Origin of the sequence: Bifidobacterium sp. UTCIF-38 (assembly GCF_006454495.1) — a bacterium.
GTDB lineage: Bacteria > Actinomycetota > Actinomycetes > Actinomycetales > Bifidobacteriaceae > Bifidobacterium > Bifidobacterium callitrichos.
Genome location: NZ_JFAL01000023.1, coordinates 147038 through 166993 on the forward strand (window position 1 = coordinate 147038; position 19956 = coordinate 166993).

General features: G+C 64.4%; 18 protein-coding genes and 2 tRNA genes. 15 read left to right on the forward strand and 5 right to left on the reverse strand.

The annotated features are described in order from the left end of the window. The first annotated feature begins 5 nt into the window (after window positions 1–5). Together atpD and BW11_RS08395 are read left to right on the forward strand one after the other, a co-directional pair. Window positions 6–1493, forward strand: coding sequence for a F0F1 ATP synthase subunit beta (gene atpD / locus BW11_RS08390; protein WP_140445211.1), 1488 nt, complete (start codon window positions 6–8; stop codon window positions 1491–1493). After that, window positions 1493–1792, forward strand: coding sequence for a F0F1 ATP synthase subunit epsilon (locus BW11_RS08395; protein ID WP_043165894.1), 300 nt, complete (start codon window positions 1493–1495; stop codon window positions 1790–1792). Before atpD ends, BW11_RS08395 begins: the two co-directional genes overlap by 1 nt. A gap of 107 nt (window positions 1793–1899) precedes the next feature. Here the strand turns inward: BW11_RS08395 and nucS are convergent, their stop codons facing one another. Next, window positions 1900–2631, reverse strand: a complete 732-nt coding sequence (gene nucS / locus BW11_RS08400) for an endonuclease NucS (RefSeq protein WP_140445210.1) — start codon at window positions 2629–2631, stop codon at window positions 1900–1902. Window positions 2632–2717: 86 nt separating this feature from the next. Between nucS and BW11_RS08405 the strand changes: the two genes are divergently transcribed. After that, complete coding sequence (locus BW11_RS08405; protein WP_140445209.1) at window positions 2718–3947, forward strand: zinc ribbon domain-containing protein; 1230 nt, start codon at window positions 2718–2720, stop codon at window positions 3945–3947. A gap of 75 nt (window positions 3948–4022) precedes the next feature. Continuing rightward, window positions 4023–5588 (forward strand): zinc ribbon domain-containing protein, encoded by a 1566-nt coding sequence (locus tag BW11_RS08410; protein ID WP_181162541.1) that lies wholly within the window; start codon window positions 4023–4025, stop codon window positions 5586–5588. 50 nt (window positions 5589–5638) lie between these two features. Here the strand turns inward: BW11_RS08410 and BW11_RS08415 are convergent, their stop codons facing one another. Further along, window positions 5639–6640, reverse strand: a complete 1002-nt coding sequence (locus BW11_RS08415) for an FKBP-type peptidyl-prolyl cis-trans isomerase (protein ID WP_140445207.1) — start codon at window positions 6638–6640, stop codon at window positions 5639–5641. Between the two features lie 116 nt (window positions 6641–6756). Here BW11_RS08415 and BW11_RS08420 point away from each other — a divergent pair, with 116 nt between their 5' ends. The 3 genes from BW11_RS08420 to BW11_RS08430 all read left to right on the forward strand — a co-directional run bounded on the left by BW11_RS08420 (window position 6757) and on the right by BW11_RS08430 (window position 10081). Then, entirely contained in the window at window positions 6757–7935 is a 1179-nt protein-coding gene (locus BW11_RS08420; RefSeq protein ID WP_258184593.1) for a hypothetical protein, read from the forward strand. A 26-nt stretch (window positions 7936–7961) separates the two neighbouring features. After that, complete coding sequence (locus tag BW11_RS08425) at window positions 7962–8984, forward strand: hypothetical protein (protein WP_043165961.1); 1023 nt, start codon at window positions 7962–7964, stop codon at window positions 8982–8984. Window positions 8985–9094: 110 nt separating this feature from the next. Then, the gene (locus BW11_RS08430; RefSeq protein WP_140445206.1) at window positions 9095–10081 is read left to right on the forward strand and encodes a tetratricopeptide repeat protein; all 987 of its coding nucleotides are present in this window, start codon (window positions 9095–9097) and stop codon (window positions 10079–10081) included. A gap of 22 nt (window positions 10082–10103) precedes the next feature. On the opposite strand, the gene BW11_RS08435 is transcribed toward BW11_RS08430, so the two are convergent. Then, window positions 10104–10733: a hypothetical protein gene (locus BW11_RS08435; protein ID WP_043165879.1), complete on the reverse strand. Its 630-nt coding sequence runs from the start codon at window positions 10731–10733 to the stop codon at window positions 10104–10106. A gap of 372 nt (window positions 10734–11105) precedes the next feature. On the opposite strand from BW11_RS08435, the gene BW11_RS08440 reads away from it, so the two are divergent. Beyond that, window positions 11106–11181: transfer RNA gene (locus tag BW11_RS08440), tRNA-Arg, on the forward strand. Window positions 11182–11302: 121 nt separating this feature from the next. Here BW11_RS08440 and BW11_RS11880 read toward each other — a convergent pair. Continuing rightward, window positions 11303–11398 carry a type II toxin-antitoxin system YoeB family toxin gene (locus BW11_RS11880; protein WP_258184607.1) on the reverse strand — a complete coding sequence of 32 codons (96 nt, stop codon included), beginning with the start codon at window positions 11396–11398 and terminating at the stop codon, window positions 11303–11305. Continuing rightward, on the reverse strand, window positions 11395–11628 hold the full coding sequence (locus tag BW11_RS08450) for a type II toxin-antitoxin system RelB/DinJ family antitoxin (RefSeq protein WP_140445205.1): 234 nt from the start codon (window positions 11626–11628) through the stop codon (window positions 11395–11397). Before BW11_RS08450 ends, BW11_RS11880 begins: the two co-directional genes overlap by 4 nt. Before the next feature lie 269 nt (window positions 11629–11897). Between BW11_RS08450 and BW11_RS08455 the strand changes: the two genes are divergently transcribed. From BW11_RS08455 to argS, 7 genes are all read left to right on the forward strand, one after another. After that, window positions 11898–12329 (forward strand): PH domain-containing protein, encoded by a 432-nt coding sequence (locus tag BW11_RS08455; RefSeq protein ID WP_140445204.1) that lies wholly within the window; start codon window positions 11898–11900, stop codon window positions 12327–12329. A gap of 189 nt (window positions 12330–12518) precedes the next feature. After that, a tRNA-Asn gene (locus BW11_RS08460) sits at window positions 12519–12594 on the forward strand. Window positions 12595–12826: 232 nt separating this feature from the next. Next, the gene (locus BW11_RS08465) at window positions 12827–13921 is read left to right on the forward strand and encodes an aldose 1-epimerase family protein (RefSeq protein WP_140445203.1); all 1095 of its coding nucleotides are present in this window, start codon (window positions 12827–12829) and stop codon (window positions 13919–13921) included. 379 nt (window positions 13922–14300) lie between these two features. Then, window positions 14301–15365 carry a glycerophosphodiester phosphodiesterase family protein gene (locus BW11_RS08470; protein ID WP_140445202.1) on the forward strand — a complete coding sequence of 355 codons (1065 nt, stop codon included), beginning with the start codon at window positions 14301–14303 and terminating at the stop codon, window positions 15363–15365. A gap of 494 nt (window positions 15366–15859) precedes the next feature. Continuing rightward, window positions 15860–16249, forward strand: a complete 390-nt coding sequence (locus BW11_RS08475; RefSeq protein ID WP_140445201.1) for a Rid family detoxifying hydrolase — start codon at window positions 15860–15862, stop codon at window positions 16247–16249. 106 nt (window positions 16250–16355) lie between these two features. After that, on the forward strand, window positions 16356–17780 hold the full coding sequence (locus tag BW11_RS08480) for an amino acid permease (RefSeq protein ID WP_043165819.1): 1425 nt from the start codon (window positions 16356–16358) through the stop codon (window positions 17778–17780). Window positions 17781–18085: 305 nt separating this feature from the next. Beyond that, a complete protein-coding gene (gene argS, locus BW11_RS08485; protein WP_140445200.1) occupies window positions 18086–19942 on the forward strand; it encodes an arginine--tRNA ligase in 1857 nt (618 codons plus the stop codon). Window positions 19943–19956: the final 14 nt, after the last annotated feature.

Genomic DNA, 19956 nt, shown 5'->3' on the forward strand with positions numbered 1-19956 from the left:
GCACTATGGCTGTAAAGCAGACCACTGCGCCTTCCGAGACCAACGGCGAACCGATCCACGGACGCGTCACCCGAGTCCAGGGTTCGGTTATCGACGTTGAATTCCCGGCGGGCCACATGCCTGACATCTACAACGCCCTGCACGTGACCATCGTCAACACGGGCGCCAAGGAGGAAGGCGAAGCCAAGGCTACCGAGATCACCCTTGAGGTGGAGCAGCACCTCGGCGACTCGACCGTGCGCTGCGTCGCCCTGAAGCCGACCGACGGCCTCGTGCGCGGCGCCGCCGTGTACGACACCGGCGCCTCGATCTCCGTGCCGGTCGGCAACGTGACCTTGGGCCACGTCTTCGACGTCTCCGGCAACATCCTCAACAAGAAGCCGGAAGAGCAGGTCACCGTCACCGAGCGCTGGCCTATCCACCGCAACCCGCCGGCATTCGATCAGCTGGAGTCCAAGACCCAGATGTTCGAGACCGGCATCAAGGTCATCGACCTGCTGACCCCGTACGTGCAGGGCGGCAAGATCGGTCTGTTCGGTGGTGCAGGCGTCGGCAAGACGGTCCTCATCCAGGAGATGATCCAGCGCGTGGCCCAGAACCACGGCGGCGTCTCCGTGTTCGCCGGCGTCGGCGAGCGCACCCGTGAGGGCAACGATCTGATCGGCGAGATGGACGAGGCCGGCGTTCTCGAGAAGACCGCCCTGGTCTTCGGCCAGATGGATGAGCAGCCGGGCACCCGTCTGCGCGTCCCGCTGACCGCTCTGACGATGGCCGAGTACTTCCGCGACGTGCAGAACCAGGACGTGCTGCTGTTCATCGACAACATCTTCCGCTTCACGCAGGCCGGTTCCGAGGTGTCCACGCTGCTGGGCCGTATGCCTTCCGCCGTGGGCTACCAGCCGAACCTGGCCGATGAGATGGGTGCTCTGCAGGAGCGCATCACCTCGACGCGTGGCCACTCCATCACCTCGCTGCAGGCCATCTACGTGCCGGCCGATGATTACACCGACCCGGCTCCGGCCACGACCTTCGCCCACCTCGACGCGACGACCGAGCTTTCCCGTGACATCGCGTCCAAGGGCATCTACCCGGCCGTGGACCCGCTGAGCTCGACCTCGCGAATCCTCGATCCGCGTTACGTCGGCCAGGCCCACTACGAGTGCGCGAACCGCGTCAAGGCGATTCTGCAGCGTAACAAGGAGCTGCAGGACATCATCGCCCTGATCGGTATCGACGAGCTGTCCGAAGAGGACAAGACCACCGTCAACCGCGCTCGCCGCATCGAGCAGTTCCTCGGCCAGAACTTCTACGTTGCCGAGAAGTTCACCGGTCGTCCGGGCTCCTACGTGCCGGCCGACGAGACCATCGAGGCCTTCACCCGCATCTGCGACGGCGTGTACGACGACGTCCCGGAGCAGGCGTTCTCCGGCATCGGCGGTATCGACGACCTCGAGAAGAAGTGGCACGACATGCAGAAGGAACTGGGTGCGTGATGGCTGGATCGGACAAGACCACGATGCAGGTCAACATCGTCGCGGCCGACCACCCCGTGTGGCACGGCGAGGCGAGGAGCGTGACCATCCCGGCCGCCGAGGGCGGCATGGGCATCCTGCCGGATCATGAGCCGGTGCTCACGATCATCAAGCAGGGCACGGTCACCGTGGTTGAACCCGACGAGGATCGCCACATGTTCGAAGTGACCGACGGATTCATCTCCTTCGATTCGAACAAGCTCACCGTGGCCGTCGAGCGCGGCCGCGACGTGCAGTACTCCACTACGGAGGAGCAGTGACCCGGTGGCGATCGGCTGACTGATCGCCTCGCATCGCGAACAACGACAAGCGCCTCGGCGCGTTCCGTACCGAAAGGGAAGAACGCGCCGAGGCGCTTTGTCATACGTCAGAACAGCCGCAGCGACCCGTCCTCGGTGCCCTTCATGTCCTCGTAGTCGAGGATCAGGCAGCGGAAGCCGCGGTCCTCGGCCAGAACGCGCGCCTGCGGGGTGATGGTCTGCGCGGCGAAGATGCCGTGGACCGGGGTGAGCAGCGGGTCGCGGTTGAGCAGCTCGCAGTAGCGGGTGAGCTGCTCAACGCCGTCGATACCGCCGTGGCGTTTGATTTCGATCGCCACGTGCTCGCCGTCCGCGTTGACCGCCATGATGTCGACCGGCCCGATCGCGGTCGGATATTCGCGTCGCACGAGTTTCGCGCCTTCGCCGATGCGTTCGATCTGCGCGGCGAGATACTGCTGGAGATGGTCCTCGACGCCGTCCTTGACGAGACCCGGATCCTGGCCGAGATCGAAGGACTGGTCGGAGTAGACGTGGTACAGCGTCACTTCGAGGATGTCGGAGCTCTTCGCGGCGCTCACGCGCAGGATCTTCTCGATCGGACTGTCGTCCGGAGTCACCTCCGGAGTTCCCTCCGGGGTCTCGTCAGGCTTCTCGTCAGGCTCGATCTCCCTGATCGTGCAGGGGGCGGCCATCCAGTTGAGCGGCTTGTACGAGCCCAGTTCGGAGAAGATGAGCAGGCTGTTGTCCGCCTTGATGAGCAGGACGCGTTTGGCGGGAGGAAGGGAGGCGTTGAGCCGCCCGGAGTAGATCGCGGAGCAATCGGCAACAAGGATTCGCATAAGGCCACACTCTAGCGCATGCGTGACAATCGAACCTTCCGGGCATACGATGGTATCAACCGGGTTTTGGGAGAGAGAAGGTCCCTATGAACTGTCCGAATTGCGGTGCTGCATGTGATGACGGTGATCGATTCTGCAATAAGTGCGGCCATTTGCTGTCCGAACCGGTGCCGACGGTCCCGCAGACGACGAAACCGTCCCGGGTGTTCTGCCTGAGCTGCGGTGCCGTCATCACCCCGGGCAACCGGTTCTGCGAGCAGTGCGGCGCTCCTGTCGAGAACAATACGCATTCCCAGCCGGTCCCCACTTCGGTGACCACTTCAACGCCGGTGACCACGCCGCACGTCACCCCCGTCGCCGCCGATGTGGGGCGGACCGCCGGAAGATCCCTGTCCACGCCCGTGATCGCCGCGATCGTGGCGGCAGTGGTGGTCGTGGTTGCGATAGCCGCGTTCCTCATCATCCGGTTCGTCGGCTCGCGCGACGCGGACGCGACGGCACCGGGCGCGTCGAACGGCGCGGCCAGCTCGCAGAGCGCCCCGAAGCCGGACGACGCAGGAGACAAGTCCAATGCGGCGAAGACGTGCACGAGCGCGCCCGAGGGCAAGGTGGACTCCATCAAGTCGATCGGTGACGGTGTGATCGCCTCCGTGAGGTTCACGTCGGGATGCGACGCGGGCACGTTCTCGTCCAAGGACGTGCGCGTCACCCTCACCGAGGACGGCGCGACGGTCGCCGACGCGATCTTCGACTTCACGAAGGAACCGATCACGAGCGGCAGGTCGGGCAGGACCATCGAACTGTCCTATCCGTTCGGCAGCTACTGGCGTTCGGCGGATCACCTGACGTCGGCAACGAGCGGCATCGATGTGAAGGTCGCGACCGGCGCGACGCCCGCATCCGACTCCACGTCCGGCGTCGGATCTGCTCTTGCGGCCGCCTCGGTGCCCGACGCCGATGCGAACGGTGCGGCGCAGACGGCGATCCAATGGCAGATCGCCAACGATCGCAACGCGGCGAACGGCTTCATGACGACGATCACCACGCAGCTATCCAGCAAGCGCGACGGCCTCGATGCCGAAGGCAAGACATGGCATTATCAGGACATCTACGAACAATATCTGACCATGAAGGCCAAGTATCCGAACACGCTGCTCGTCGATTCCTCCGACTGGCCCACCTACCGCAACACCGGCACGACCGGATGGTACGTGCTGCTGTCGGGCGAGAGCTTCCCGGACACCGGTTCGGCGAGCTCGTGGTGCGCGGCGCAGGGCATGTCCAAGGACGATTGCATCCCGGTCGATCTGCAATGATCGAAGGAGATGCGACGACGGTGCAGTTGTGGTCGAGCCATAGCAAATCGGTTCACAGAAAGTAAAGGAGTCAAGATGAAATACTGTTCACAGTGTGGAGCGCAGAATCCCCAGACGGCGCGATTCTGCAGACAATGCGGTCATCAGTTCAGCGTGCAGCCCGCCGCGCCGGTTCCGCCTCCGGCCTCGCCCGCGGAGAAGACGACGGTGCTGCCGCATATGCCTGATGCCGGCATCGGCACGATGGCCACGCAGCCGATCGCACGTCCGAATGACCTGTTCGAGCAGCCGTCCTCGGATCTGTCCGAGCTGGCCGCACTGGTCAACCATTCGATGGACGCGGAAACTTCGGCCACGCCGAAGCCGGTCGCCTCCGCGGAGGATGCAACGGGTACGGATGCCGCCGAGCCTGAGGCATCCGCCGGATCCGAGGCGGAGGCCATCGCACCCGAGCCGGCGCATATCACCGAGCCGGTGGAGTCCGCGCAAACCAGGACGTTCGACGAGTCTGCGGCATCCGATGCGACGAAATCTCACGATGAGCCGGTGACTGACGCCGAGGAGAATCCGCCGGAGGCGAAGACACAGGCCGCGTCGGTTCAGCCGATGGTGGGAGAGCCGTATCAGCAGCCCAATCCCCAGTTCGGCCCCGCTCAGCAGCAACCCTACGGCCAGTCTGACTATCAGCAGTCCGGATTCCAGCAGCCGGCCTATCAGCAGACCGCTGAACAGCAGTATGAGCAGCAGTACGGCTCGCAGCCCGGTCCGCAGCCGTTCGTCCAGTCGAATGCCCAGCCTCAGCCCGGTCCGCATTATGGATCGCAGTACGGCCCCGCTCAGCAGAATCCCTACGGCCAGACCGCCTATCAGCCTCAGCCCGGTTTCACGCAGCAGCCCGGCTACCAGCAGTCGAACTACCAGCAGCAGCCGGGCTCAGGTCCGGCTCCGGCGGCGCAGTCTTCGCGATTCCAAGCCGAGGCACGCACCTTTGGCACGTGGCTGAAGACCTTCTTCTCCAAGCCCACCGATGTGGGGAAGGGGCAGCCGTGGTATGCGATCGTCGTGATCCTCGCCGTCGCGCTGATCTCGGCATGGAGCTGCCTGCTGGTTCTGACCCACGGAGGCTCGTCGATACTCAATGCGATCCCGATGTCCTCGATCTCCTCGTCGATCGGAAACGAGGCGCAAAGCGCGGCCCTGCCGGTGTTCATGCTGCTATGGATCGTGTTCGCCCTGTACGACTACGGTTCGATCGCCGTCGCGTGGCTGATGCTGCGCATCGAAGGTGATCCCACGACGTTCGGCTCCTTCCACGACCGTGTGGCGCATGCCCTCGGCCCCTGGGCGGTGCTGAACATCGCCGCGTTCCTGCTCGCGCTCGTGCAGCTTGATCCGCTCGCGATGCTCATCTGGATGCTTGCGACGTCCACACGCATCGCATGGATGACCTCGCTCGTATGGAACGGCGAGGTGCATCGCGGTCTCGATCCGCACTGGGTCCGATTCCTGTGCGTGCTGCTGCAGGGCGTGCTGATCGGCATCCTGCTGTTCATCCTATTGACGATCACCGGTACGGTTCTCGGATCGATCGTCGCCTCGCATGCCAGCAACTACCTCCAGCAGTTCACCGGCGGCTACTGAGCGGAACACCGCCAGCAGCCGCCGGAGAGCGGTTCGATTCGGTTACGGGATCAGTACGCGGCGAGGATGTCGATGACGAACACCAGCGTCGAGTTCGCCGGGATCGAACCGCTCGCCTGATCGCCATAGCCCTTGTCCGGCGGGATGATGAGGAGCACCTGCGAGCCGACCGTCTGGCCATTGAGGCCCTCCTTCCAGCCGGTGATGATCTGGCCGGACTCGGACAGGTCGGCGTCGAACGTCGTGTTCTTGTCCCACGAGGAGTCGAACTGCGTGCCGTTGGTGAGCCAACCGGTGTACTTGACCACCGCGTGGCTTGAATCGGTCAGCTCCTGGCCGTTGCCCTTGATGAGCGTCTGCGTGACCATCTGGCTCACCGAGCCCTGACCGTTCATGTCGATCGACGGCTTGCCGTCCTTCGCGCGCGTCACCTTCGGCAGGTTCGCCGGCACGTCCGCGACCGGCGTGCCCTCGGCCTTCGTCAGGTCCTTCGACTTGGAGATCAGCGTGTAGGCAAAAATATACGATGTGCCGGCACTGTTCGAATCGTTGGAGCCGAACGCGATCGTCGAATTGAGCTTCTGTCCCACGATCTTCGTGTACTGCGGGATCTGCTCCAGATTGCTGTCGGTCAGGGAGATCGAGCAGTCCGGGGTGTTCTTCTCCCACGTGCTCAACAGCTCGGAGCCATCCTTAGCATTCAACACGACACCCTGATAACACACGCGGTCGCCCTTCTCGATCGTCTCGCCGTTGCCCTCCTGCAGCACGGCGTACGTGTTGTTCTGCACGGTCATCGGCGTCTTGAACTTGATCGACGGCTTCTTGCCGAGCTCGCCGGTGGCGGTGATGCCCGCGATCTGGTCCATCTTCGTCGAGGACGACGAAGACGAGTCGGACGAGGACGACTTGGACGAGTCGGAGGACGACTTCTTGGCGGACGAGTCGGACGACGACGAACCTCCGCAGGCCGCCAGCGTCGCGCACATGGCCAGCGAGCACACGGCCGCCAGCACGGAACGAAGAGTGGGGTGAATCATGGCTTTACGCATGGCTATCACCCTAGCCGAAAACCCTGATTTTCCGCCCGTGCGCGCAGCCGGTCCTCCACGCGTCCTGCACGTTGGGCCTCCCCGCGCTCGGCAAAGGATTGTAGAATGGCCCTATTATGAGACTTACCAAACGCAACAGAACACCCGAAAACGCGCAGGAGGAGGCGCTTCGGGCGAAGCGCCACGCCATGATCATGCGCGGCGTCGTCACCCCGATTTTCGGTCTGCTCGCCGTCGCGGCGATCGCGTTGGGACTGCTCAACGCCACCGTCTGGCAGCCCAGCCGTACGATCACCGCCGATGCCAAGGTGACGGGTACGCGATACATCGTCACCGATCCCGACGTGCTGGGACTGGTCGACGACCGCGTGACGATCACGGCCGACGGTGGCGGTTCCGGCACCGTGTGCGTCGCGATCGCCTCGTCCAAGGACGCCACCGGCTGGCTCGCCGGACACCCCTACACCCGACTGACCGGCCTAGCCGACTGGACCACGCTGTCGACCGAACGCGCCTCCGCCGGCAGCGGCCAGTCCGACACCCAGTCCGATTCGGGCGATTCGGGCGATGCGGACGTCGCCTTCGCCGACTCCGACATGTGGCGGTCCGTGCAGTGCGGCGACGGCTCGACCGAAATCAAGGCGACCTCCTCGGCCGTCACCGACGTGGCGCTCGTCGACCTCGGCGAAGGGGGCGACTCGGCCGACGTCTCGTTCACGTGGACGCGCAAGACCCTGCCCGACTACTCCACGCCGATGTACTTCCTCGGCGGACTGCTGGTCGTGCTCGCGATCCTGACCGCATCGGTCTTCGCGATGCCGCCGCACAAGCGCCGCAAGCGCGTCGTCGAAAGCGACCCCATTCCGGCACGCGAGGAGGAGGTCTCCATCGCCGAGGCGTTCACCGGAAGCCTCAACGCGATCAAGCCGAGCTTCACGCCGAAGAGCAGCGGACGACCGCGCCGTCGCCACGCGGTCGGATCGGACACCTCGTCGTCGATTCCGGTCATCCGGATCGAGGGGGAGAGCGGAACCGGAACGCAGCCGGTGGTCGTCGACCCGTCGTCGCGCAACCTCGTCGCCGACGCCGGTGCGAACGCGACGCCCGCGCCGACGGCGTCCGAGCCGCAGCCGGAGCCGGTCGACGACAGCGCCACGTCCGTCATCTCGCAGGACGAATTGCAGGCGTACTTCGCCCGACTCGCGCGGGAGGCCAGCGAGGAATCTGCCTCCGGCGACGGCAACAGCGGCAATGGCGGCAACGATAACGGCAACGACGGCAAGGGAAAGGAGTGAGATCGCCGATGAGGAACACGAGGAACATGATGACACGCTTCGGCCGCACCGCCACGAAGGCGCTTGCGATCGCGCTCTCTGCGGGACTGCTGGTCTCGCTCGCCGCCTGCGAGGGACAGGTGCCGAAGGTCGCCTCGCCCGACTCGTCCACCCACGCGCCCGACCTGACCGTCAAGCAGGAGGAGCGGATCCGCACCAAGATCCTCGACACGCTCGCCGCCTCCGACAAGGCGGTGAGCGCCGACGGACTGGCCGCACGCGTCACCGGACCGGAGCTGGAGATCCGCACCAGCCAGCTCGCCGTCGCCAAGGCCACCGGATCGCTCGACAAGCTCGCCACCATTCCGCGCGGCATGACGCAGACCGTCATCCCGACCGACGACGGCTGGCCGCGCACCGTGTACACGATCACCACCACCACCGAAGACCAGCAGTCCAAGCGACTGCTCGTCTTCACGCAGGACTCCCCGCGCCAGAACTACAAGCTGTGGGGACTCGCCCGACTCTTCCAGGGCGCCGAGCTGCCGAAGTTCGAAGTCCCCAAACTCGGCACCGAAATGGGCACCGCGAACGACGCCAAGCTCGTCGCCACCCCGGCCAAGGCGGTCGAGATGTACGCGGACCTGCTCAACAAGGACGCGCAGAGCGAATACAACGCCAAGTTCAAGGACGATCTGCTGCGCCAGGAGCTGCGCACGCTCGACCAGACCGTCCAGCAGGGCATGGAGGCGAACAAGGGCACGCAGCAGCAGACGTTCACCGTGCCCAAGGACCAGCTCAAGGTCATGCGCTCCACCGACGGCGGCGACCTCGTCGTCGCGCGCATCGACTCGGTCTGGACGCGCCAGGCCGGAGAGGGACGCGAATCGCTGCCCGCCAACAACAACGAGAAGGCGCTGTTCGGCAACGGCAAGGCCACCAGCACGATGAAGGTCACCTACGTGAACGTGATCGCGCTGTACATCCCGCCGGCGGGCGGCTCCGGAGACGCGGCCAAGATCACCGCGGTCGGAGCCGAACGCTACGCCGTCAAGGTCGAAGCGCTGTAGCGTGCTTTTCTGCGTTTCGTGGTCGGCGATATCGGTGCGGAAGTTGCGCTGCGTCACTAAGATGAGTGACGGCGTTATTGAGATTTCGTAAGTCACAGTGGAGGCGTGGTATGGCTGATCAGCCGAAGTTCAATCCCGGGGTTTCTCTGGCGGGGGCCGTCGATCTGGAGGCTCTGGCGCATCAGGTGAAGGCGGAGCCCGGTCAGGCCGGCGGTGCGCCCGCGGCCGGCGGCTATGTCATCGACACCACCGAGAACACGTTCCAGGCGATGGTGCAGACCTCCGCCACGTTCCCGATCCTGCTGTTCCTGTGGGTGCCGACCGACGATCGCCTCTTCCCGATGGCCCGCGCGCTCGCCGATGCGGTCAACGCGCTCAAGGGCCAGGTGCAGATGTCGCGTATCGACATCGCCTCCTATCCCTCGATCGCACAGGCGCTGCAGGTGCAGGGCGCTCCGGCGCTGTTCGCGCTGATCGCCGGCCGTCCGATGCCGCTGCTGCAGGGCGTCGCCACGGATGACGAGCTCGCGCAGATCAAGGATCAGGTGCTGCCCAAGATCGTCGCGATGGCGCAGCAGTCCGGCGTGACCGGCACCGCGCCGTATTCGGGCGATCCGTCCGCCGACGGCGCCGATGGGGCGGCTGCGGGCGATGGTTCCGCTGCGGGCGCCGGCTCGAACGTCGTGCCGCCGGAGCATCAGGAGGCGTATCAGCTGGCCCAGGCCGGCGACTACGCGGGTGCCGCCGCGGCCTACGCGCAGGTGCTGGAATCCGATCCGGGCGATGTGGTCGCCGCGCGCGAACGCGCCAAGGCGCTGCTGCTGGCCCGCTCCGCCAACGCGGACGTGCGTGAGGTGCGTGCCGCCGCGGCCGCCTCTCCGGATGATGTCGAGGCGCAGCTCGCCGTGGCCGACGTGGACATGATCGGCGGCCAGATCCAGGACGCCTTCGACCGTCTGCTCGACTTCGTGGCCGCCGGCCACAAGGCCGACATCGAACCGGTGCGCAAGCGTCTGCTCGAGTACTTCGCGATCCCCGATGCGGCCGATGCGCGTCTTCGCGCCGCCCGCCGCCGCCTCGCCACCCTCATGTACTAGATCTCTCGTCAGGAGGCCGTACCTACTCCATCCTCCGGTTCGTCCCGAAATACGGCTGGAAATGCGGTCCGTTGGCGGCGAGCTCCCGTTCGAACTCGTCCCGCCACTGGCTGAACGGCCTTCCGGCCAGTCCGTCGTTGTTGAATCGCGGCTGGTCGGTGATCTCGGTGATGCAGAACCTCGGGATCGTCAGGTTCGTGACCGGGGTGGCGCGTTCCGCCTCGGCTACGACCAGCGGCGCGTTCGTTCCTCCGAACACGTCGACGCTCCAGCCGTCCTCCGCGATCCACACCGAATAGCGGTTCTTGATGATGAGTGCGCCGCCGCGTTGCACCAGTTCCGTGGCGATGCGGGTGTCGATCGCATGCTCCATCTCATAGCGGGTTCCGCCCACCGATGGGCCCTTGACCGTCACGTAGGCCGACGAGAAGTGGTCGCGGTAGCGGTCGAGTATCTCTATGGGGTCGAGGTCCGGGGTCATCTCGACGCGAATGTCGTGCGATTTGAGCCTGACGCGCAGCGCGTAGTTGTCGGCGTGCACGTAATAGCTTTGCAGGATCAGCGTGGGGGTGTCGCCGTCGTCATATTCGGCGGGCATCTCGCGGCAGAAGAACCGGCGCTCGTACTCGAAATCGTTCACAGGCTCGGACATACCTCAAGTGTAGCGTCAGACGTTCCTGACGGCAGAGACGAACGGGCGGTTCGAGTGGCTTTGTCGAGCTTTTCCGCGAGCTTTCTGCGTTGCAAGGGGTACTTTTCGTGGTTTGCGGACATCTATCTCGCTTATGAGGGGGCACTTGGTGCAAGTACAAACGCCCCGAAACGGCTTGGTTGCCACGAAGCTCAGCCGTTTTCATGCCCTATTACTTCAGACAGATACCCCTCGTAAGCGAGATAGATGTCCGCAACGGGCGAAATGTACCCCATGTAACGCAGAAAGGTCCGAAGTGAGGTGCGCCGGGCGCGCAAGTGGTGTACAGTAGGGGAGTTGCGTTGTGCGAGGCGTATGTTTCGTGCGGTGCATGGGTCCGTAGCTCAGTGGATAGAGCGTCTGTCTCCGGAACAGAAGGTCGAGGGTTCGATCCCCTTTGGGCCCACCATGTAGGGGCTTCATATCATTGATATGAAGCCCTTTTTGCGTCTGTCTTGCGTCTGCCTGCAGTGACGTATGTTTCGCTGTATCGCCGTCCGGACACGATACAGACACGATGACTCTCCGAATCACCTGTCTCCGTAGTGGGTGCGACAGGCGATGATCTCCAATCGTTGCTCTTCGCTACCGCGGATGCGGTAGACGAGACGGTTTGTTCCGTCTATGCGTCGAGACCGGCATCCATGCGTGCCGCGGCCCGTTCTAGATGACGCATGTTCTCTGACGAGTAGAACGGGTCGGCGGTGATCTCGAATGGGATGCGCCGTTCTCGGACCATGGTCTTGGCGAACAGGTTGAATGCGGTGCTCATGGACAGCCCGAGTTCAGCGCACAGATCTGCCATCTCCTTCTTTGTGGCCTCATCGAGTCTGACGTTCACCAGCGTGGTTGCCATGGTGTTTCCTCTCATCAGCTAGTAGTTGAAAGTATGGTGTTTATATATTGATTATATAGCGAAATCAACCCATCACGGTGGACGTGGGTTGCACTCGCTCTTTCGATGTATCGGCTGCGCCCTCTGCGCGGCAAGTGGGCCAGAGAGGTGCTTCGTCGTCCCTGTTTCCGGAAGAGGTCGAGGGTGGCATGTCTGCATACGATGGCGAATGCTGGCAATGGCGGCCGGTACGATGGAGGTGTACCGGTTCGCAACGAAAGGAGCCTGCGATGTCCAACAGCATGGCCGATGGCGATATCATCTGGGCGCAGCGCAAACGCAACTGGTGTCGTACGCCATTCACCTTCACCACGTACACGTTGACCAACGATGAGATCGCGGTCAAGTCGGGAATCCTTCGCGAGACCTACGATGTGACGAAGCTGTTCCGTGTCGTGGATCTGACGCTTACCCGCACGCTGCTGCAGCGTCTGTTCGGCCTGTCGACGATCACGCTGGAGACGCGAGACCAGTCGTCCGGCGGCCAGCTGGTTCTCAAGAACGTCGTCCGGGGGTTCGATGTGCGCCGCGTCATCCAGCGTGCCGTGGACGAATCGCGCAACGTGAATCGCGTCAGCGCTCGCGAGTATATGGGCGACGGTTCGTACGAGGGCGGCTATGACGATGGTTACAACGGTGGCTATGACGATGGTGACAGGTAGGCGACTGCGTGCGGATGGGTGAGGCGGTTGCCTGACCGCCTTGTCGAATGGTTTGGTCGAATGACGTGGTCGAATGGCGTGGATGACGGTTGCGACACGGCGATCGCGACACGCGATTTGCATTCTGCGAAAGTTCGTATATGCTATGTGACTTGTGCGCAAGAGCAATCTTGTTCACAGGAAACATATTCCTGCGTAGCTCAGTTGGCAGAGCATCCGACTGTTAATCGGACGGTCGCTGGTTCAAGCCCAGCCGCAGGAGCCATCAGAACCCCGGGCGAGTCCCGGGGTTCTTTTGTATTATGACTCCCGTAGCGGGCGGCTCCCTGTCAAGGGGTTCTCAAGGCGGAGCTGATGGGTGGTTTGCGGTGAGGTTCCCCAACTTTCGGAAAGCGCTTACCGCGCGTGTTTCGCATCAGGTACAATGGCGTCCGGCACATGCCGGCACATACCGGCAGACAAACGGCGATCAGGCTGATCACAAGGAGGTACGAATCATGCTGATCCATCACGACAATCCGACCCGCGCCGACATGCTCGCCCACATGGGCAGCATCCAGCAGGCGGCCTACACGCGTCCGATCGAATACCAGGAGGGCCGCTCCCACGGCCTCAAGGCGATCGAGGTGAAGAACGGCCCGCTGCGCTTCATGTCGATGGCCGATCGCGCGCTTGACATCGCGCAGATCGAATACCGCGGCGAGAACCTGACGTTCCTGTCCAAGCCGGGCCTCAACGGCCGCAACCAGTTCGACACGAACGGTCTCGAGGCGCAGCGCTCGATCATGGGCGGCCTGTTCTTCACCTGCGGCTTCGAGAACATCTGCGCCCCCTACGTCACCCCGGCGGGCTCGAAGTATCCGGCCGGCAGCTTCCCGATGCACGGCCGCATTCGCACCACGCCCGCCGAACACGTCAGCTCCGACGCCTACTGGGACGCCGACGGCCGCTACGTGCTCAAGGTCTCCGGCGAGATGCGCGAGGCCGAGCTGTTCGGCGAGAACATGGTCCTGCGCCGCACGATCACCTCCGTGTACGGCACCTCCACGATCACCGTCGAGGATGAGGTGACCAACGAGAGCTTCCGCGAGGAGCCGCTGATGTGGATGTACCACTGCAACGTCGGCTGGCCGCTGCTCGACGACGGCGCCGAGGTCATCATCCCGAGCCGCAAGGCCACGCCGCGCGACGAGACGACCGCCGCCGACGACACCCCGTGGAGCCGGATCGGCGAGCCCGTCGCGAACAAGCCCGAAAGCGTGTATCTGCACGATCTGGCCGCCGATGCGGACGGCCGCAGCTTCGCCGGCGTCGTCAACCGCAGACTCGGCCTCGGCTTGAAGATCGAATTCGACGCCGCCGACTTCCCGTACTTCATGGAATGGAAGTCGATGGGTTCGGGCGATTACGTGGTCGGCCTCGAACCGTCGAACTCCAGCGTGCTCGGCCGCGGCTGGCACGAGCGGCGCGGCGACCTGCACACCCTCGCCCCGCAGGCGAGCGAGCGCAAGACCATCACGTTCACCGTCATCGAGGGCGATGCGGCGATCGACGAATTCACCGCTCGCCGCGACGCGGTGCTCGGCGCGTGACGTCCTCACCTGTGTGATCGTCGCATGATGCGGCGCTGGATGTGACGCCGGCGCGAGGCCCCGGACGGATCCGTTTGGTTCTCCGTCCGGGGCCTTTGTCGTCCCGTCATCGTCCTGCCATCATCCGCCATCGTCCACGAGGATGATTCTCCTGAGTAGGGGGTGTAGGGGGTTTCCGGGCCGACCCTGAAAATACCCTGATTACCCCATGAACATGCCTTGAAAACCGTGGCGATCACCAGTGACACATCCCATAATGAGCTACAGCAAAGCTACCGACAGCTGAACGAGTGGTGAATCTGCGGGGACGAGTCCCAGCGGATTACCAGCCGGGAATCATGGACGTCATCGTTCGGCGGGGTTCATCAGGAGGTGTGTGATGACGAATGGAGTGACGCGCGGAGACGGGGTGGACACCCGTACCGGAGACGACGCCGTGGTGAAGAGCCCGTCGGTTGTCCCGTCGGCTCTCTCGTCTGACGGAACGGCCGTCACGGCGGCATCGCGCGAAAAGGATGATCGCTCCCGAACTCGCCGCAACTGCCTCATCCAGCTCATCGTGCTGCTGATCTGCCTGTCGCTCGTCGCCGGCATCGCGTTGGCGGCGAACCTGCGCCGACGCGAGCGCGATGGGAGCGTCGTCTCACCGTCGTCCTTCGACTGGTTCGTGCGCCCGCTCGCGATCGTGCACCGCGGCGACGACTCCGCGCCCGAGAACTCGTTGCGCGCCATCGCCAACGCGGGCGCGCGCGGCGCCGACTACTCCGAGATCGACGTGCGACTCGACGCCGACGGCACGCCGGTCGTCTTCCACGACAGGAAGACCGGGCGACTGTCCGCCGACCATGTCGATGTGCGGGTCAAGGACCTGACCACGCGCGAACTGCAGCATATGCCGATGCGCCAGCACGGCGAGGACTACCATGTTCCGACCCTCGCGCAGGCCATTGGCGCCGCGCGGCACGCCAACGACCACACCGGTCTCCTCCTGGATCTGAAGACCGACGACCGTCACGCGCCCGCCTTGACCGACGCCGTGATGGCGCAAGTCGAGGAGTCGGAGTTCGCCGATCGCACGATGCTCATGTCCACCTCCGACCGTGCGATCTCCCTGATCCACAAGCGTCACCCCGACTGGTCCGTCGGCAAATGCGTGAGCCCGGTGCCAGGTTCGACGATCGAATGGCCCAAGGACTCGAGCTTCGTCGTCATGCGCGGCGATCGCATCACCCTTGGGGTCCTCGCCCGCGCCCGCAGGGACAACATCCCGGTGTTCGCCGGAGTGAGCGACGACTACCGTCAGGGCAATACGACCCTGAGCCTCGGCGCCGACGGCATCCTTGGAGGCAACGCCCGCAAGGTCGTCAACACCGTGGCCCGCCACGAGATCCGCGTCGACGATGAGGGCCTGAAGCACCTTACCGGCCTGGTATCAAGCAACTAACGTCCATTCTTCGGTTTGAACACCCATCCTCCATTCTGACGACCTTCGTTCCCCATCCGCCCATGATCGGGGAGTACGTCTTCGGGGACTACGGAAGCCCTGACCTCGTGGAACGTACGCTGAACCGCGGTCAGCATACGTGGAACGGGGGAATATCCCGATGATCCCATAAAAACGTACGCTGACCGCGGCTCAGCATACGTTTTCTTGGGGTATCGACCGGATAGCCCCCGAGAGCGTACGCCTACAACGGCTGGGCGTACGGTGTCCGTGGTCTCCGGCCGGATAGTCCCCGGGAACGTACGCCGGATGGCGGTGCGGTCGATGATCGGCGTACGCAAAACGTGGTCATCGACCCATCCGCCGCAACGAACGTACGCTACGCTGACGGGTAGCGTACGGTTCGTGTGGTCCGACCGTGGATAGTCCCGGGGAGCGTACGCCGCCATGGACGATAGGACGCCATGGTCGACCAATGATATGAAGGAGCGCATATGAGCGAGAAGATGGAAGCGGTCGCGACCTCCGAGGCGCCGGCCGCACTGGGTGCCTACAGCCAGGCGGTCAAGGCCAACGGATTCGTGTTCGTCTCCGGCCAGCTCGGCATCGACCCGGCCACCGGCGAACTGGCCGGAGACACCGCCGGCGAGCAGGCCGCGCAGGCCCTGAAGAACATCAAGTGCATCCTCGACACCGCCGGCACCGGCATCGAGCACGTCTGCCGCGCCACGATCTACCTGAAGAACGTCGCGGACTTCAAGGAGGTCGACGCCCGCTACGCCGAGGTGTTCATCGGCTCCGTCAAGCCGGCCCGCGTCGCGATCGGCGGCAACGACATCCCCAAGGGCGCGCTCGTCGAGATCGACGCGATCGCCGTCCTGTGAATCTCCCGGACTGATCCCGGACTGATCCCGGACTGACTCGAGCCGGCGTCGCCCCGTTGCTATCATGACGTACGTCATCGCACGGATGACGTACGGAAGGAGCACCATGACCGACGCCGGCACAGGCAGGGACGCAAACGGGAGCGACGCCGCCCCCACCGGACTCGAGCGACGGATGGAGTCTCGCCACCTGACGATGATCTCCCTGGGCGGCGTCATCGGCACAGGACTGTTCGTCTCCTCCGGCTACACGATCCACCAGGCCGGCCCGCTCGGCGCGATCCTCGCCTACGCGGTCGGCTCGCTGCTCGTCTACTGCGTGATGGTCTCGCTCGGCGAGCTGTCCGTCGCGATGCCGTATGCCGGCAGCTTCCACATGTACGCGAAGCGGTTCATCGGCCCCGGCACCGCGTTCGTGATCGCGGTCCTCTACTGGCTCAACTGGGCGGTCGCGCTCGCCAGCGAGTTCACCGCCGCGGGACTTCTGATGCAGCGATGGTTCCCCGGTTCGCCCACATGGGTGTGGTCGGCCGTGTTTATCGCCGTCGTGTTCGTGTTGAACATCCTGTCCGTGCGACTCTACGGCGAGGCGGAGTTCTGGTTCGCGTCGATCAAGGTGTTCGCGATCGTCGCGTTCATCGTCATCGGCCTGTTGGCGATCTTCGGCGCGATCCCGATCGCCGGTTACGATTCGGCGCCGTTGTTCGGCAACTTCGTGGCCGACGGCTGGTTCCCGAACGGCTTCGCGCCGGTCTTCTCCACCCTGCTGACGGTCGTGTTCGCGTTCTCCGGCACCGAGGTCGTCGGCGTCGCGGCCGGCGAGACGCGCGATCCGTCCAAGGCGATCCCGAAGGCCGTCCATACGACCGTATTGCGCCTCGCGATCTTCTTCATCGGTTCGATCGCCGTGATGGCCGCCCTGATCCCGTGGCACAAGTCGGGCGTCGACACCAGTCCGTTCGTGCTCGTCTTCCAGTCGATCGGCATGCCGTTCGCCGGCGACGTGATGAACTTCGTGGTCCTGACCGCGGTGCTCTCCGCCGCGAACTCCGGCCTGTACGTGTGCTCGCGCATGGTGTGGTCGCTCGCCAAGGAGCGGCTGATCCCGGCCCGATTCGCCAGAACCAACTTCCACGGTGTGCCCGTGTGGGCCGTCCTCTTCTCGATGGCGGGATCATTGCTCGCGCTTCTGTCGTCGGTCGTCGCCGCATCGACCGTCTATCTGGTATTGGTCGCCGTTTCTGGACTGGCGACTCTGGTCGTGTGGTTCTCGGTGTGCGTGTGCCACATCCGTTTCCGCCGTGAATGGCGACTCTCCGGTCATACGCCCGACGAACTGGGCTATCGCGCCCCCGGATTCCCGGTGCTGCCGTGGCTCGCGATCGCGATGTGCATCGGCGCGCTGGTCCTCGTCGCCCTCGACGACACCCAGCGCACGACGCTGTACTATATGATCCCCTTCACCGCCCTGTGCTATCTCGGATACCACCTCCTCAACCGCCATCGTCGCTCCGATCTCGGCAATCAGTGACGCTGACACCAGACGCTGACAGTGAAAGCGTCACATTTTCCCGAGATTTCTCCAGTACCCGGTAATAAGTGACGCTGAGCCAGAGGGAGCGTCACATATTCCCGAGATCAAGGGTTATTTCGGTAATTTGTGACGTTCGCATAAGGGGACTCGGGGAGAATTAGGGAGAACTGTGGGGAACTGGGTGTCTCCGGTGTCTCCATGGGGTCCCTGGTGCCACCCATGGTGTCTCCGGTTCCCCATGGTGGCTCCGGGGGATTTTGGGTGTCTCCGGGGCTGTCAGCGCGCCCGGTACCATGGTAAGAATGAATCCTGAAGCGTTGAGCGAACTCATTTCGCGTATTGCCCACGAGCTTGTCGTTGCCGGAAAGGCCGGACAGCTCACCGAAGATCTCATCCCCCCGGTCGCCAAATTCGCCGTGATGCGTCCGAAGGACCGCGCCCACGGCGATTGGGCGTCGAACGCCGCGATGCAGCTGGCCAAGAAGGCCGGCATGAAGCCGCGCGACTTCGCCGAGCTGTTCGCCGCTGAACTGACCGCCGCCGACGGCATCGCCAAGGTCGAGGTCGCCGGCCCCGGCTTCATCAACATCACCCTCGACTCCGCATCCGCCGCGGCCGTCGTCGACCAGATCCTCGAAGCCTCGAAGGTCGATTCCACGGTCGGCGAGGCCGTCTCCTCGTTCGGCCGTAACACCCACCTCGGCGGCGAGACCCTGAACCTCGAGTTCGTCTCCGCCAACCCGACCGGCCCGATTCACATCGGCGGCACCCGCTGGGCCGCCACCGGCGACGCGATGGCCCGCGTGCTCGAGGCCAACGGCGCCAAGGTCGTGCGCGAATACTACTTCAACGATCACGGCGAGCAGATCAACCGCTTCGCCAAGTCCCTCGTCGCCGCGTGGGCGCACGACAACGACCTCGGTGACAAGGGCTACCAGACCGAGACTCCGTTCGACGGCTACAAGGGCGCGTACATCGACGAGATCGCCCGCCGCGTCGAGGCCGAGGCCAGGGAGGACGGCGTCGACCTGACCGCCCTCGACCACGAGGATCAGGGCCTCAACGCCGACGGTGAGCCGATCGGCGAGTCCGATTCCGCGCTGCGCGAGGAGTTCCGCAAGCGCGCCGTGCCGATGATGTTCGACGAGATCAGGAAGTCGATGAAGGACTTCCGCGTCCACTTCGACGTGTGGTTCCACGAGAACAGCCTCTACCAGGACGGCGAGGTCGACAAGGCCATCGCCGTGCTGCGCGATCGCGGCGACATCTACGAGAAGGACGGCGCCACCTGGTTCGCGTCCACGAACCACGGCGACGACAAGGACCGCGTGATCATCAAGTCGAACGGCGAGTTCGCGTACTTCGCCGCCGACATCGCGTACTACTGGAACAAGCGCCACCGTCCGGAGAACCCGGCCGACGTCGCGATCTACATGCTCGGCGCCGACCACCACGGCTACATCGGCCGCATGATGGCGATGTGCGAGGCGTTCGGCGACAAGCCGGGCGAGAACATGCAGATTCTCATCGGCCAGCTCGTCAACGTGATGAAGGACGGCAAGGCCGTGCGCATGTCCAAGCGCGCCGGCAACGTCGTCACCATCGACGACCTCGTCGAGGCGATCGGCGTGGACGCCTCCCGCTACTCGCTGGCTCGCACCGACTACAACTCGCCGGTCGACATCGACCTGAACCTGCTCGCCTCCCACTCCAACGACAACCCGGTGTACTACGTGCAGTACGCGCATGCGCGCTCCTGCAACGTGGACCGCAACGCCGAGGCCGCGGGCGTCACCTTCGAGGGCGCCGATCTCGGCCTGCTCGACACCGAGGCCGACGGCGAGGTGCTCGCCGCGCTCGCCCAGTGGCCGGCCGTCATCAGGGAGGCCGGCGACAAGCGCGCCCCGCACCGCATCGCCCGCTACCTCGAGGACCTCGCCGCCGCATACCACAAGTGGTACAACGTCGAACGCGTCGTGCCGATGGAGCTGACCGACCTCGAATCGCGCGGCGACGAGGCCACCCGTGAGGCCCTGCGCATCGCCAAGGCGCCGGAACCGGCACGCGCTGCCGCCCGCCTGAAGCTCAACGACGCCGTGCGCGACGTGATCGCCTCCGGACTCGACCTGCTCGGCGTCACCGCGCCGGAGAAGATGTAAGGGTAAGGAGAATC